This window comes from Pedobacter jeongneungensis (assembly GCF_039538295.1).
GTDB lineage: Bacteria > Bacteroidota > Bacteroidia > Sphingobacteriales > Sphingobacteriaceae > Pedobacter > Pedobacter jeongneungensis.
Window position 1 is genome coordinate 361,959 of record NZ_BAABBY010000004.1, and the last position, 15,424, is coordinate 377,382.

Consider the following 15,424-nt stretch of genomic DNA (forward strand, 5'->3'; position numbering starts at 1 on the left):
GGTTATTTGAGTGTTTTTATTTTAAGGTTCCGGTACGAAACACTATTACCATGATCCTGTATCAGGATATGGCCTTTTTTAGCTTCGCCAAAGTTTTTCCAGGTTTTATATTTACTTCCGGCCACCAGTTTTCTAAAATCTTCCGATCCACGCTCGTACTCCACCACTTTTACGCCGTTTAACCAGTGCTCTACATGGTTATTGGGATAAACACGCACTTCGCCACTGTTCCATTCGCCAATTGGTTTAATTACCGAAGCGGGTTTATTTGAAGGAATCAGATCGTACAAAGAGGCCAGTTTACGATTACCGTTTTTGCCCAGTTTGGCATCAGGGTGTTTTTCATCATCCAATACCTGAAATTCGAGCCCAATGCCCGATAGGTTGGTTTTTTCTTCTTCGGTTACAAAGTATTTAATACCGCTGTTGGCACCTGGAGTAAGTTTAAAATCGAACTTTAAAATAAAGGCCGAAAATTCATCCCGGGTCACAATATCGCCGCCAGAACCTTGCTCCTGTCCGTTCGATGCCAGTACCGTTAAAATCCCGTCTTTCATTTCCCAGCCTTTGGCCGGAAACTGCTCTTTAAATATGGCACGCCAGCCGGTAGCATCCTTGCCGTTCCAAAGCAGTTTAAAGCCTTCCTTTTTTTCGCTTTTGCTGAGTGTATTTTGAGCGTAAGTTAGGTTTACGGCAAAAATGCCTAATAATAGCATGTAAATTAACCTGTGGTTTTTCATTGAATTTAATTTGTAATTTTTTATGTGTTTAAAGATTTAGTTTTAAGGATGCATCAGGTGCTTAAGCCATATAGTGAAAATCGGATTTGATAAATATCTCCATGCTGATGGGCCATAGCATTTGTATTTGATTTGCTTAACAAGTTTATAATTGGTTGTTATGCCAAAGTAAGCCAATGGACCTTGTAAAATATGTTCAATTTATTGTTGATTTGTCTCATTTTACCCGATCATAAAGCAGATAAGCAGCCGAATATCCGGTTTGAAAAATGGTATTTTAAAGATAGCAACGGATGTAGAAACCAGAAAACAACACCCTAAAAATCAATAATTTACATCAAACCAAATTCCTTAGATGGAAGCTAAAAGTGAGCAGATTATGTCGCCGTAAAGCGTGATAAATCTTGCCTTTTAATGTAGTCGCTCTACTTGAGCAACCCTCCCTCCCTATATATAATTGTTTATTTTCGGACAAATAACCAAATAGCAAAAAGACAATTATACCTTGGAATACATGATCAATTTTCGATTATCTGCATTTTTTAACCAATCTTTAAATGGCGTTAGGCTTACAAAAAATCATAAAGATTCTGCTTCACAAAAGCCCTTAACAGCACCTGAAAAACCTTTTAACATTTGCTTATTTGCATTGCTGATCTGCTTTTGCCTTTTTTCCTGCGGGTTAAAAAAAACGCAGTCTGTAAATTCCAACGCGGAAAATAGCGCCCCTTTATTGGTAAACCCTGCCTTGCCCGGCGATAATCCGGATCCCTCCATTATCAGGGTTGGAAAGGTATATTACGCCACTTCCACCACAAACGAATGGGCACCTTATTTTACCATTTATAAATCAACAGACCTTAAAAACTGGAAACTGATCAATCATGTTTTCCCGGATGGGTTTAAGGATATGAAAAACCAGTGGGGCGAGAATAATTTTTGGGCATCGGAACTGGTTTATGATCAAAAACAGAACCGGATTTATGCCTATTATACGGCGCATAACCGGGAAACAAAAGGTAACCCGGGTTTACAGTGCGGCACGGCCTGGATTGATGCAGATAAAATTGAAAGCGGTAAATTTACCGACAATGGCCCTGTAATTATCGAAGATGAATGCGGAGCGATAGATGCGTTTGAATTGCAGCAAAACGGCAAAATTTATGCTTTCTGGAAAAACGACGGCAATGGTTGTGGCAAAGAAAGCTGGATCTGGAAACAGGAAATTAACGACAGCCGTACTAAATTGCTCGGGCAAAAAAGTAAGTTATTTACCAATAGTCAGCCGTGGGAAACGGGACTCGTAGAAGGAGCCTGTTTTTTTACTTTAGGCGAATATGTGTACAGCCTTTACTCGGTTGGGGGTTGCTGCGATGCCAGGTGCAATTACAAAACCGGAATTGCGAGAACAAAAAACCTGGACAGCGGCGTATGGGAAAAATACGGCAACAACCCGATTATGGTGAGCAATGATAAGTGGAACTGCCCGGGCCATGGTACGGTGGTAAAAACTGCCAGTGACAGAATGTTTATGCTTTACCATGCCTTTAATAAAAACTATGATGTTTTTGTAGGCCGTGAAGGTATTATTGAGGAATTGATTGTGGGCGCTGATGGCTGGCCGGTATTGCATAATGCAACCCTCCCTAACCGGCCAAAAGCCGATCTTAACTTTACCGATAATTTTGAGCAGGATCAAAAACCGGATCTTGCCTGGCAATGGCCATCTAAATCGCAAAGGCCATTAATGGTTTTCGATCGGGGCTTAAAACTGTCAGCATCTGATGAAAATCATGAACTTGGTACTTTTTTAGGTCAGTACATAAAAACCGTAAATTTTAGCATCAGTGCAACGATAAATCCTGGTACAGCTAAAACAGGCATCTGCCTTGGGGGTGCCATTTTTAAAAGTAAATGGCCTGGTGAGCTTGGCGGTATAGGCATTACGGCTTCGAAAAATGGTTTAACTGTTTTTGATAATTTCGAAGGCACCTATAAGGTTCATAAAACATCTGCAGAAAGTTTATCGGCACCGGTACAGCTGAAAATGCTGATCAGCGACAATTGCAAACAGATTGAATTTTTTTATAAAAAACAGGGGGCAGAATGGCTCAGTTTTTATCGCACAGATTTTTTAGCAGCTAAATATGTGCCCTGGGGAATGGGATATAGGGCTGGCATTGTGGTAAAGGGATATCCCTCAGAAACAGGAAGTTTTAGCAGTTTTAAGTTGATAAATAACTAAATAATGGTCGGCGGGATAGCAACAGTTGATTTAACTTAATAAAATAGTGACCATCGCAAATAACTACGATGGTCATCATTCATTTACCACTGAATTTGCTGATCTTCATCCGGTATCAGCGTGTTCAGATCGCGCTGCATGGACAATGTGCCTTCAACTTTATATTTTAGTCTCTGCCCGGGTACGGTGGTATAATCTTCAAACTCGTACGAGAGGTAAAGGGTGGTGTAAACATGTTTTAAATAAGGAAGTTTCGGATCCATGGCCTCATCCCTGGTGTAATAGGATTGCGTTGTACCCACCTTAAATTTGTTATTAGCCGTATTATCGCTCCAGATTTCCAGCTTTTTCTTCTGCACGTCAATTTTCTCGTCGGTAAATTTTATAAACACCTTATAGTTCTTGCGGTCCAGGTAATCGATGTCCCTGATGCCCGCATAAAGAAAAATGGTTTTGTCATCCACCACAAAAGTTCTGTGGGTATTTAAGGTTAAAGGTTCGGTATCCCCTTCTAAAAATATCTTATAAAGGGTACCGCCGTATTCGCCAGAGTAATCGTTAAACGGAGTAATGCGCAGCATGGTCCGGCGGTAATATTTGTTTGGGTTCGCCTGGTAATCATAAGATGGATCGCTTAAAATCTGCAGGGGCAATACCCATTTATCCGCCTGGTCCAGGTCGCCCAGGGTAAAATCAACCGGTATGGTAACCGTACTCACGCCCGCAGGAGCCTCTATACTTGAGGGCATGGTATAATACTTTTTATCCAGCTGCCTGAAATACAGTTCCTGCCTGTGCCCATATTGTTCCTGGTTTAATTTTGCCAGGGTATCGGGATCTAAACCGATGTGGATGGTGCGGTTTTTAACATTCGGGGTAGAACCGCTGATGATAACAGGCAGGTTAAACCGTAATTTCCCCTGGGCATTATAACGGATGTAACACCAGGTTACGCCCTGCGCTGTCGGGTTTGATTTAAATGATGCCATCTGGACAAACTGCTCTTTTTCCCATTCATCATTACAGGATACAAAGCATATTGCTGTTGTAACCACTAAAAATAGAAGATATATACGTTTTTTCATTGTTGTAAATGTTAATCTTATTCAGGATTTGTCCAGCCAGGGTTTTGGGTGAGGTATTTGTTGCGCTTTAATTCGTCATAGTGTATAGGCCAGAACCACATTTTAAGGGTAAAAATAGAAGGCAAAGAAGGTGTTTCTACCACGGTATGAAAAAGATCGGCCTGTGCTTTGGTGGCATAGGCATTATATCCATAAACCGGAGCCGATTCTTCCGATGGCGCATCCGTCCAGCGGCGCAGATCAAAATAACGCTGTCCCTCTGCAAAAAGTTCAATCTGCCTTTCTCTTTTTAATTTTATGCGGAACCTGTTCGGATCAGCATATACATCGCCCGGATAATCGGCCAGTCCCGCACGGATGCGGATGGGCTGGATCCCCCTTTTCATTTCCGGAATATTGCGTGATATGGCATGTGTCCTGCTCCCATCCCACGATGGGATATTGTAAGAACCATTCAGTTCGTTTAAGGCCTCTGCATAAATGAGCAATACCTCAGCATAGCGGATGGCAGGATCTACTTTTTGTTTCATCCGGGTTTGATCGTATGCCGTAACGGCCACATTGCTAATATCATCCGGGTGCACATATTTTTTAATACCTACCCCTGTACGTGGCCAGTAAGAGGTATTTTTATAGCCATTCGGGTCGCCACGGTAATAAAATATCTGCACATTGCTTTTTTCATCCCTCACCGTTTCGGCATTCAATAAATTCCAGGTAGAGCCGTTGTACGAAACTGAAGCATAAAACCGGGGTTCGCGGCGTGCAAACTGTTTATTTACCCCCACGCCCATCGGTCCCAGTTCCGGATAGCCGGCCAATTCTTCCTGTTTGACATAGCCTGTTGCCCGGGGCGCCGAATTGAAACGGCCTTCGTAACCCTGCCTCCCGGCATACATGCTGTTCATACCGGGTGCATCGCTCCCGTTGTTCATGTAATAGGCATCTACCTGTTTCTGGGTCATCCCGTGCGAGTTATATCCTTTACCTTCGAGCCGCGGCAGCTGATGCAATACCAGTACATTAATCCCTTCCCCGCCCTGGTTTTGGCCATGGGTAAAAATCAGTTCCGGATTTTGATAAGCAGGCACCGTACCGTTAAACAAAGCCCGGTAAGATTCGAACGGATCAATATCGCTCCAGCCGGAAGGCCAGGCACTGTTAGAAAAATTACTGTCGAAAGGCGGGGTTACCGTGGCCGGATAAGCGGCGTCGCCGGTTGCTTTTTTATAGGCCACATACAAGCGGTACTGCCCCAAATCCATTACATCTTTTGCTGCCGCAGCTGCCCGCGCCCATTTCGATTCATCGTAAGTACGCGAAAGTAAGGGCTTTCCGTCTTTGGTTACCAGGGCTGCAGCAACATCTGCAGGTGCTTTTCCGTTAGCCAGCGGACTTGCTGCATATAACAAAATCCTGGCCCGTAATGCCAATGCTGCACCGCGTGTTGGCCTTGCAATCTGTTGTATGCCCTGTTGGGTAGATAAACCTTTGGCCGCTTCTGCAAGCTCGTTGGCAAGGTAAACGGCACATTCTTCATACGAACTGCGCGGCTGGGCAATGTCGTCATATTCTTTGGTATAATCTATCCCCTCGTTGGGCACAATAGGTACAGGACCATAGGTGCGCAACAATATCCAATAAAAATATGCTCTTAAAAAGCGGGCCTGTCCTTTTAAATCAGCAATTTCTTTTGCTGTAAATTTGGTATTGATATCGATGTTATTGATAAAAACAGAAGCCTGCCTGATCCCCTTGTAAGCCGTATTCCAGATTTCTTTGCTTTCGCCATTCAGGCCATTTTCGGTGTACTGCCCGTTTTTCCATCTTTTGTATCCGTCACTTTCGTCACCATAATACATATCATCTGCAAAATTAAAGGGCACCGATTTTTTGCTGCTCACCTCCTGCATGTAATTACTGCCTAAAAAAGAGTAGGCCTGTGCCAGCCACCTGTTTGCATAATCGGGATTGGTAAAAACCTCTTCTGTGGTTAACCTCTCATCAAAAAGATAATCGGAATCGAGAAATTTCTTACACCCATTGATGATTATAATTGTGCTTAAGAAGCTTAAAACCACCACTGTTTTTTTCAAATTCTTCATTGTTTATAAATTAACTGATACGCCTAATGATAATGTTTTGCTAAGCGGATATACCTTTCCTGTTGAGCTTCCCAACTCCGGATCCCACAGTTTAAACTTGCTGAAAGTAAGCAGGTTGGTACCGATTAAAAAGAAACGGACGTTGTTTAAATGCGCCCTGTTTACCAGGCTTTTGGGTAAAGAATAACCGATATCCAAGGTTTTTAAACGCAGGTAAGAACCATCCCTGAGCCAAAAGGTTGATGCCCTGTAGTTATTGTCATTCGGGCCATAGGTTAAACGTGGGTAATCAGCATCAGGGTCTTCATTCACACCCAGCGTCCAGCGGTTACTGTTGGCAATATCAGTTAAGATATTTCCCCAGTTCTGCCCCAAACTGAACATGTAAACCGAAGAGCCGTTGATGAAATAGGTTGATTTGCCTACACCCTGAAAATGCACGTTAATATCAAGGCCTTTCCAGCTTGCAGACATCCCGAAACCATAAGTAAAATTTGGACGGGTGGTAGCACCAATGGCCACAATGTCGTTATCATCAATAACCCCATCTCCGTTAATATCTTTGTATTTGATATCGCCCGGCATTACCGCACCAAAACTTTGCCTCGGACTGTTCCGGATATCGTCATAATCTTTAAACAATCCTAAATCTATCAGTCCCCTGGCCTGGTCTACCCGGTGCCCTTCCTGCAGTTTATAGTTATAAATGGTATTTTCTTCATCGCGTTCTATAATTTCATTCTTGCTATAAGTGGCATTGCCCCGAAGGGTAAAATCGACATTATTGATTTTCTGTTTGAAGGTAAAACTCCCGTCAAAGCCATGCGCTTTTACTTCACCCACATTGGCTGAAGGATTGTTTTCAAGACCTACAAATCCGGGCAGAAAATTCCGGCTCATGTAAATGCCTTCCCGCCTTTCTTTAAAGTAATCTACCGAACCGCTGATTTTATCGTGAAATAAGGAATAATCAATCCCTAAATCCTGTTTGGTGGCTACCTCCCAGGTTACGTTTGGCGAGGCTACCGAAGAATAACGGATCCCTGTCCATGGGTTTGATGAATCGAAATCCCCGAAATTATAACCCCCTGCCGCCATCTGTTCTAAACTGTAGAGGTAAGGAAACCTGATGTTGCCCAAATTATCGTTACCGGTTTTTCCATAAGAATAGCGCACTTTAAACATATCTACCCAGCCCAGTTTTTTCACCAGCGGTTCTTCGCCCACATTCCATGCACCCGAAATGGCCGGAAAAAAGCCGAAACGATAATCTTTATGGAAATTCTCTGAACCGGTGTAGCCGAAATTAAAATCGACATAGTAGCGTGAGTTCCAGTTGTAATTAACACGCCCGGCCAGTCCCTGGTTGCGGCGGGCAATTCCGTTTTTTAGATCGGTGCCAATGTTCTGCGTAAAAACTTTTGAAGCCTGGCTGTATTTAATCACCGCGCCGAAATTATGTGCGGCAATACTGCGGTTATAATGGGTTTCCCATTCGAAAAACTCATTTTTATTACCGTCCGAACCAGATGATTGCGTCATTTTTTGTTCTTCCTTTATGCGTTTAAACACCAGTTCGCCCGCGGTGTTGCGGTATCGGTTAGCACTCCATAATTCAGGAAATTTATAACGCCTGATGTAATTGTTGTTATAGGTATCGTAACCAAAACGGCCTACAAACCGAAGTCCCCGCGTAATAAAATCTAGCCCCTGGTTCAGGTTTAACGTGGTTTGGATATTGTTGCTCCAGCTTTCGTTATAACCCGTCATGGTGCCCTGCACCCATGGATTGAAACGGTCCATATCATTATCCGGATTAGTGTCCCCATCATCACTCGCCGGGATTTTTCCATCCGAATACCTTAACGGTGAAGTAATGGCATTATAGCCCATCAGGGCAGTCCAGATGGCATCACTGCCTACGCCGGGATCATTTTGTTTACGCAACGAGCCCGATACCCCAACGGTTAACAGGGTTGATTTGGTAATGTCCATATCCACACTTAAACGGTAAGTATATTTATTAAAACTGGCATTGGTATTATAATCTTTTAAGGCATCATCTACTTTGTACATGCCCTGCTGGTTCTGATAACTGCCTGACAGATAATAGCGGGCCGTTTTTCCGCCCCCGCTCAGGTTAAGCATGCTGCGCTGGCTTTTTGCTGCATCGCGCAACACTACATCCATCCAGTTTACATTGGGAAACAGATCCGGATCAAGCCCGAGGCGCAGTATTTCAAGCTCAGGGCGGGAGAAAAGCGGTTCCTGGTTGCGGACAATCTTTGCCTCATTGGCCATAGAGGCATAGGTATAGCCGTCTACAAACTGCGGCAATTTGGTAAGCGTGTTGTAAAATCCTTCTACCTTGGCGTTAATATTTACCTTTCCTTCTTTACCTCTTTTGGTTTTGATCAGGATTACGCCGTTGGCTCCCCTGCTGCCGTACATGGCAGTGGCAGAAGCATCTTTTAATACCGAAAAGGATTCTACATCTTCTACATTGATTTCGTTCATATCGCGTTCAAAACCATCAATCAGTACCAAAGCTGCATTACTGGCACCAAAAGTAGAAATACTGCGCACCCAGAATTCGGAAATACTGCCGGGCCGGCCCGAGGTTTGCATGGCCTGTATGCCCGGTACCACGCCGGCAAGGGCATCGGCCATGGAGGTAGATGGATTGGATTTAAGCTGATCAACATTTACCGTGGTGATGGCTCCTGTAATGGCTATCTTTTTTTCGGCGCCGGTGGCAGTTACCACCACCTCATTAAGTACGCTGGCATCCGATTCTTTTAAGGTTACATTAACCACGCGCTGCTCTTTTACCAAAACTTCTTTCTTTTCGTAACCCACATAAGAAAATACAAGGGTTTGGTAGGCGGGCATTTTTATACTGTACCTACCTTCTCCATCGGTAATGGCGCCCAAACCCGGCAAATTGCTCACCGAGATGCTTACACCCGGTATGGGCAGCTTTTTGTCGTCGGTTACCGTCCCTTTAACAGTTACCTCCTGTGCCCGGGTGGTAAAGGAAATTCCAAGCAGCATGAGGCAGGTTAGTAAAATAAATCTCATCATTATATTTTGCGTGTTTATAAATTATTCTTCTTTAGCTATTTTGCGGATCAGCCAGTTGCCGGTATCGCCAACGTAAAAACATTTCCGGGTTTCATCATAGGTAATGGCCTGTGGATTATTGAAACGGGCTTCGGTACGTAAATCACCATCGGCGTAACCGCTTGTACCATTATTGCCCCGCCCGGCAAAGGTGCTTACCCTGCCCTGCGGCGTCAATGTGCGGATGGCATGGTTGGCCTTATCGCAGAAATAAAAATCGTACTGATCTCCTCCCGCAGCTTCATAATCGGGGTTTTTAACAAAAACGCCTTGTACCGGGCTATTTAACCTGGCATTGGTACCAATGCCATCGGCATAACCTGCCGTACCCGCAGCCCCGCAAATGGTATAAGGCGTTTTAAAGGTTTTTGTGGCACGGTCATAATCGGTGCGCATAATAAAATGCTTTTCATATTCAACCAGGTAGGCATAATCGCCCGAAGGGTGCATCACCATGTAAACGGCAACAGCACTGTAAGGGTTAGAAAATACCAGTTTATCTTCTTTGGTATTAAAATCGTACCTGCGGATATCGCCTGCCCGGTACCTTGAATAATACAGTTCGCCGTTTTGCGGGTGCACCATGGTGCCGTTTACTCCACGGGCATAAACTTCTATCGCTTTCTTTTGCAGAAAGTTAGATTCACGGGTAAAAATGTAATTGCCGTTTTTGGTATCGCTGGAGTGGTTGTGCGACACAATCATATCCTGGTTGCCGTCAATCCTCCAGTTAATTATGGAAACCCTGTCCAGGTCTGTCCTGAAATAACTCACATATTTTTTTTCGAAATCGATTAACCGGCAACTGTTCACATCTGCTGAAAAATAGAGGTGGTTTGGATTTTTCGGATCGAGGGTAAGCCAGGTAATCCCTTTAAAGGCACCACAATCATTAAACGGACCTTCTTTTTCTTCGAAGTTGGAAGCCACCTGGTAATATTTTCCTAAAAAAGTAGACACGAGCAGTTTCCGCGTGTAAGAAAAAGCCTCTTTTGATATGGCATGGGCAAGTTGCTGGTTGTTGCCATCAACTATGGTGATTTTAATATCGCCATCATAAGCTTCTTCCGGAATAATGCAATAAAGGCTATTGTTTTTTACGCCGATCACTTTCGCTGCTTTGCCGCCAATGGTGACTTTTATTTTAGAGATATCATTCCCGAAGTTATCGCCATAAATAATCAGGTTATTGCCTACTCCGCCTTGTTTGGGGTAAAAATCAGTGATCAACACTTCTTTAGAGGGATCGTAAGCATCCTCTTGCTGCAATTTTTCCTGTTTACACTGTGTTAAAGAAAGTGCAATCAGCGCAAGCAATATCCGGTGGATGTGCCGGCGCATGGTTTTAACATTGTTTTTTGTTTTCATATACACATATGTTTTTTCCCCGGCCCTGGCCGGGATTACATGATTTTAAATTGTTAACCACTGGTTATGCGGTATTAACCGACAATGATATTCCTGAAAAACAGGGATTTAACGGGCCGTTATAGGTATTACAGGAAGCAAGGCAAGACAATATTTTTAAATTTTTGGGCAAAACAATTCCCTTTCGGCTTTGTAAATGCAATGCCGGTTGCCGGTATTGGCCAAACCATACCCTATTGCCTTAAAATGATTGCTAACCTTAACCCGGAATACCCAAAAGCACTAAAACGTTTTTACGATAACCACTATTTACTGAAAATCAAAACATTAATCACCTGTTACATTGCTGTAAAAAGCTTTACTTGATGTTGCACCGGAATTAGCGGTGATTTCAGGAAAATATTGGTAAACCTAACGCCCCCCTTTTTATTCTTTAGCGATTAATAGGATTCTGATACGGTTGGTGGTACAAGGAAGGTATTCAGAACAGATAAGTAATTATTGAGCATCATATAAATTTAGTTTTAATTTCCCTGGTTAGTTGATTTTTTAATACGGTACTGATGATCAGCTGTCTGAAATAAATATTTGTTTTCTCATAATAAAATCTGGCACTGCAAAAAGCATGGTGTTGCCTGTTGAAGAAATTGCAGTAAGGTTTGTTATTTGGTTAATTGAAATCAAAGTAAAGGAATACTGATTTTATTATCTGTTCAATATTTTGTCGATTTGTATCAACTTTACGCCCAGTATGATGACAATACGCCGCTTTAAATGCAGATGGTATGTAAAAACAGCCCTTAGAATATCTTTTTCCTTTAGAACCTGGAATACATAATTATGCTGAGCAACCCGGGAATACCGGGCAAAATGTTTTCTTATAAAAAGCTTTCAAAACCGGCATTTCCGGCTTAGACGGGAGATTAACCTTGCACCTTAACACTCCGCTTCATTCCTTACCAGTGAATATTTCCTGGCAAAACCTGCCTTTTTTTTAAAAATACTTGAGGAAAATAAAAAACTATTTCGACGATCATTTCGTTGATTGATTATATGAGCACTTACACTATTCAAGAACAATTTAACCAGTATCTAGACCTGTTAAATAAGATACACAACCTTGGCCACGATATTGACGCTGCGATTAATGAAGTAGAAATATTGGATATGGAAGCTAAAAGAACAGGATATAAACAACGGCTAAATATGGTTACAAAAAGCCTGATATCATCCCTGAAAAACATGAATGGCAAATATCCCATACATAATTATCTTGGCAATCAGACAACCTATCTATTTATTGAAAACGATAAACTGGCCTTCGAATATCATTAGCATTCTGGCTAATCACATTTATGTACACCGCGGAAACAATCATTAACTTTTCCCTATCCTAAATAATTTTAGCTGCCGCTACCAGTTCTTTTCGCTTGATCTTGAGTCCGTTCATAGGCAGGCAGAGCCTGGAGGGCTTTCGGCCAAAAAATGAGCGATCCTTAAATCTCTATCACTTGTAATCCAATTCAGCAATAAGATTCCGTAGCATCGGCGCATCTATTTGGATTTATTCTTAATAAACTTAACTTTGCAAAAAAATGCCACACGGATCCGACCCCGTGTGGCGATATGGGCGTTAAGCCCTGATACCTTTAACATCAAATTAAAAGTAAATGCAATTTAAGAAAATTTTACGTTTAAGTGTGTGCTGCACCGGAATATTTGCAGCCCATGCCAGCTCTGCTAATGACCTGACAGGAAACTGTATAAATCCTACAGATAGCCTTGTCCAAAGCCGGAATGACGAACAGACCGGACTAGTAAGAGGCAGGATTACCACTGCTGATGGTAGTGTAGCTGCTAATGTAACCGTAGTGCTGAAAGGCACCCGCTTTGGCTCGGTTACCGACGAGGATGGATTATACCAAATCCGCCGTGTTCCGGTTGGCGATTATACGCTTGTAGTTTCGGCAGTTGGCCTTTATCCAAAGGAAAAACAGATACATGTTTCATTCCGTGGTACTGTAATTGCTGACTTTTCTCTAAAAGAAAATCGTTCAGAGTTAGACGAGGTACAGATAAGCACGAATAAGAAAAAATATAAAGTGGATAAAGTGTCTTCTTCGTTACGCTTACAATCTCCCCTGATCGAAGTACCGCAGAACATACAGGTGGTAACCAGTAAGATACTGGCTGATCAACAGGTGTTTGATATTGTTGACGGGGTAACCAGGAATGTGAGCGGAACGGTACGCGTAGGCCATTGGGACGCACAATATGCCAATATTTTTATGCGCGGCACGAGTATTCCCGCCTTCCGGAACGGCATGAACCAAAAAATGCCATGGGGACCACTAGCCGACGATGCGGCAACTATTGATCGTATTGAGTTTGTAAAAGGTCCTTCGGGCTTTATGATGGCCAACGGTGAACCCGGCGGTATTTATAACGTGGTAACCAAAAAGCCTACGGGGCAGAACAACAGTTCGGTAAGTGTAGCCGCCGGAGGTTATAACCTGGGCCGCGCCGCTGTTGACTTAGATGGTAAATTAAGTCGCGACGGCAAATTGTTGTTTCGCCTCAATGTAGCTGCACAAACTAAAGACAGCTATAACAAATACAATTACACGGATAAATACGTTATTGCGCCAGTAATTAGCTACCAGGTAGACAGCAATACATTAATCACCGCCGAATATACTACCCAGCATGTAGAGGCGCAGGCACTGGGCTCTTATGGCTTCTCGCCAAAAGGCTTCGGAGATACAGATCCCAGTTTCTTTCTGGGCGATCCGGCACTTGACCCGGCAAAGCTGTATGACCACAATGCCACGCTTTATGTGAGCCACCGTTTAAATAATAACTGGAAGATTAATGCCCAGGCTGCTTATCTCCGTTATGGTTTAGATGGGGGTACACCGTGGCCTTCAACCATTGCACCAAATGGCGATATGAAACGTTACCTCAATATCAGTGAGGAATTGGCCATTAACAAAAACATACAGGTTAGCCTGATGGGCGATGTTGCTACAGGATCGGTTGTACACCGTATTTTAGGTGGACTTGATATGGGTAACCTGAAAACATGGGGTGATTTTTCGAGCGTGCAACAGCCTGACCTTAAGCTGGCAAACAATGCTGTATTTAATATCTACAATCCGGTTTATGGTATTCCTTTTGCCAATATTCCTGTCTTCGACCGGTCGCGAAGCATTCAGAACCGTTCAGGATCAAATGTATATGCCACCAACCTGACCTATACCGGCGCTTACCTGCAGGATGAACTTCGCATGCTGGATGGACGTGTGCGTTTAACTTTAGCCGGTCGTTTCACACATGCGGTAACGGTGGGCAAAACCAATCTTACACAAATATCTGACAATGTTTTCAGTCCGAGGGCTGGTTTGAGTGTAACCCTGGCGAAAGACTTCAGCGCCTATACACTTTACGATCAGAGCTTTCTTCCTGTTGCGGGTCAGGACTATGCAGGAGAACCTTTCAAGCCGATCCGCGGAAATAACATCGAGCTGGGTTTGAAAAAGGATTTCTTTGACGGAAGATGGAACGTTACGGCTGCCGCTTTCCGCATCAAGAAGAAAAATGTATTAACCGCCGACCTGGATCCGGCTCACCTGGCTGCAAATCCAAATGCCCAGATCCAGTTGGGTGGGGTTATCTCAAAAGGTATTGAACTGGATATAAACGGTGAAATTACAAGTGGATTGAACCTGGTCTTAAATTATGCGCTTACGGATGCTACAGTAAGTGAGGATGCCAAACCAGAATTGGTAGGCAGGCACACCCCTAACTCTGCTAAGCACATTACCAATGGCTGGTTATCTTACCGCTACCAGAAACAAGGTGCCTTATTTAATGGTTTTGGATTGAGTGCGGGTTACCAGATTCAACTGGACCGCTATGCGGGATCAACTTCCGTTCCATTGATGTTACCTTCATACTACCGTTTTGACGCAGGCGTTTCTTATGAAAAAGGTAAAATAACCGTCGCAGCAGTAGTTAACAACCTATTGGACCGCAGGTTGCTGACGCAGGGATCATATACCAAGCTGGCAACTGAAACTGCAACGTCTGTTTCGTACTATACTTATATCTATGAGGTTCCGCGCAATGCACGGTTGAGCATTACCTACAGGTTTAAATAAACATAGCTGAACGGTAAAACAGATACAATGACGAAGAATTAAAATCCAGGCCATGATAAGAGTTTAAAGATGAAATGGGAAATGAGATGCATCTTTTAAACGGATAAACCTCAGCATTCAGAACGTATTTGGTTTTTATGCCCTTTTGTTCCTGGCGGCTATAGTCCTGACGCGAATGGTATAAATGCAATGGACATGGCTTGTGAGGGATATATTTAGATTAGCTGCTAGAAGATCAAGATTCCCCAAACACTTGATACCTTTTAGTGGTTATCTAAACAAATTTACTTTACATAACAAGCAACGACAGGGAAATGGAAAATTTTAGAATCAATACAGAAGAAGGGGATTTCGTGGTCGAGCCTCAGGAAAATGGCACGTACAGGATACTTCGGGACGAAGAAAAAATCGGGGTGGTTTATGCAGAACCAAACGATGATATGGTACAATGGAGAACAATGGACGAGCTGGACGATCAGCTTGTTTTGATAATCGGAGAGGCAATTACAGCCCATAATAAAAATGACGAATCATAAATGTAAGTCTTCGCTGGCTTACTGCTGATCATAGTCCCATAAAGATGCCGCTAATTGCGGCA

General features: G+C 43.1%; 10 protein-coding genes. 5 read left to right on the forward strand and 5 right to left on the reverse strand.

Annotated elements, in window-relative coordinates; genetic code table 11:
• Nucleotides 1–2: 2 nt before the first annotated feature.
• Entirely contained in the window at nucleotides 3–740 is a 738-nt protein-coding gene (locus ABD769_RS09650) for a 3-keto-disaccharide hydrolase (RefSeq protein ID WP_344851224.1), read from the reverse strand.
• A gap of 514 nt (nucleotides 741–1,254) precedes the next feature.
• Between ABD769_RS09650 and ABD769_RS09655 the strand changes: the two genes are divergently transcribed.
• Nucleotides 1,255–2,985, forward strand: coding sequence for a glycoside hydrolase family 43 protein (locus ABD769_RS09655; protein WP_344851225.1), 1,731 nt, complete (start codon nucleotides 1,255–1,257; stop codon nucleotides 2,983–2,985).
• 83 nt (nucleotides 2,986–3,068) lie between these two features.
• Here ABD769_RS09655 and ABD769_RS09660 read toward each other — a convergent pair whose 3' ends face one another.
• From ABD769_RS09660 to ABD769_RS09675, 4 genes are read right to left on the reverse strand one after another with little or no spacing between them, the layout of a single operon-like run.
• The gene (locus tag ABD769_RS09660; RefSeq protein WP_344851226.1) at nucleotides 3,069–4,070 is read right to left on the reverse strand and encodes a DUF4973 domain-containing protein; all 1,002 of its coding nucleotides are present in this window, start codon (nucleotides 4,068–4,070) and stop codon (nucleotides 3,069–3,071) included.
• A 17-nt stretch (nucleotides 4,071–4,087) separates the two neighbouring features.
• Nucleotides 4,088–6,175 (reverse strand): RagB/SusD family nutrient uptake outer membrane protein, encoded by a 2,088-nt coding sequence (locus tag ABD769_RS09665; protein ID WP_344851227.1) that lies wholly within the window; start codon nucleotides 6,173–6,175, stop codon nucleotides 4,088–4,090.
• A 3-nt stretch (nucleotides 6,176–6,178) separates the two neighbouring features.
• On the reverse strand, nucleotides 6,179–9,259 hold the full coding sequence (locus ABD769_RS09670; RefSeq protein WP_344851228.1) for a SusC/RagA family TonB-linked outer membrane protein: 3,081 nt from the start codon (nucleotides 9,257–9,259) through the stop codon (nucleotides 6,179–6,181).
• 21 nt (nucleotides 9,260–9,280) lie between these two features.
• Nucleotides 9,281–10,666, reverse strand: a complete 1,386-nt coding sequence (locus ABD769_RS09675) for an IPT/TIG domain-containing protein (protein ID WP_344851229.1) — start codon at nucleotides 10,664–10,666, stop codon at nucleotides 9,281–9,283.
• 84 nt (nucleotides 10,667–10,750) lie between these two features.
• On the opposite strand from ABD769_RS09675, the gene ABD769_RS09680 reads away from it, so the two are divergent.
• The 4 genes from ABD769_RS09680 to ABD769_RS09695 all read left to right on the forward strand — a co-directional run bounded on the left by ABD769_RS09680 (nucleotide 10,751) and on the right by ABD769_RS09695 (nucleotide 15,362).
• On the forward strand, nucleotides 10,751–11,032 hold the full coding sequence (locus tag ABD769_RS09680; RefSeq protein ID WP_344851230.1) for a hypothetical protein: 282 nt from the start codon (nucleotides 10,751–10,753) through the stop codon (nucleotides 11,030–11,032).
• Between the two features lie 687 nt (nucleotides 11,033–11,719).
• Nucleotides 11,720–12,001: a hypothetical protein gene (locus ABD769_RS09685; RefSeq protein ID WP_344851231.1), complete on the forward strand. Its 282-nt coding sequence runs from the start codon at nucleotides 11,720–11,722 to the stop codon at nucleotides 11,999–12,001.
• A gap of 335 nt (nucleotides 12,002–12,336) precedes the next feature.
• The gene (locus ABD769_RS09690) at nucleotides 12,337–14,826 is read left to right on the forward strand and encodes a TonB-dependent siderophore receptor (RefSeq protein WP_344851232.1); all 2,490 of its coding nucleotides are present in this window, start codon (nucleotides 12,337–12,339) and stop codon (nucleotides 14,824–14,826) included.
• 314 nt (nucleotides 14,827–15,140) lie between these two features.
• Nucleotides 15,141–15,362 carry a hypothetical protein gene (locus ABD769_RS09695; RefSeq protein WP_344851233.1) on the forward strand — a complete coding sequence of 74 codons (222 nt, stop codon included), beginning with the start codon at nucleotides 15,141–15,143 and terminating at the stop codon, nucleotides 15,360–15,362.
• Nucleotides 15,363–15,424 lie beyond the last annotated feature (62 nt).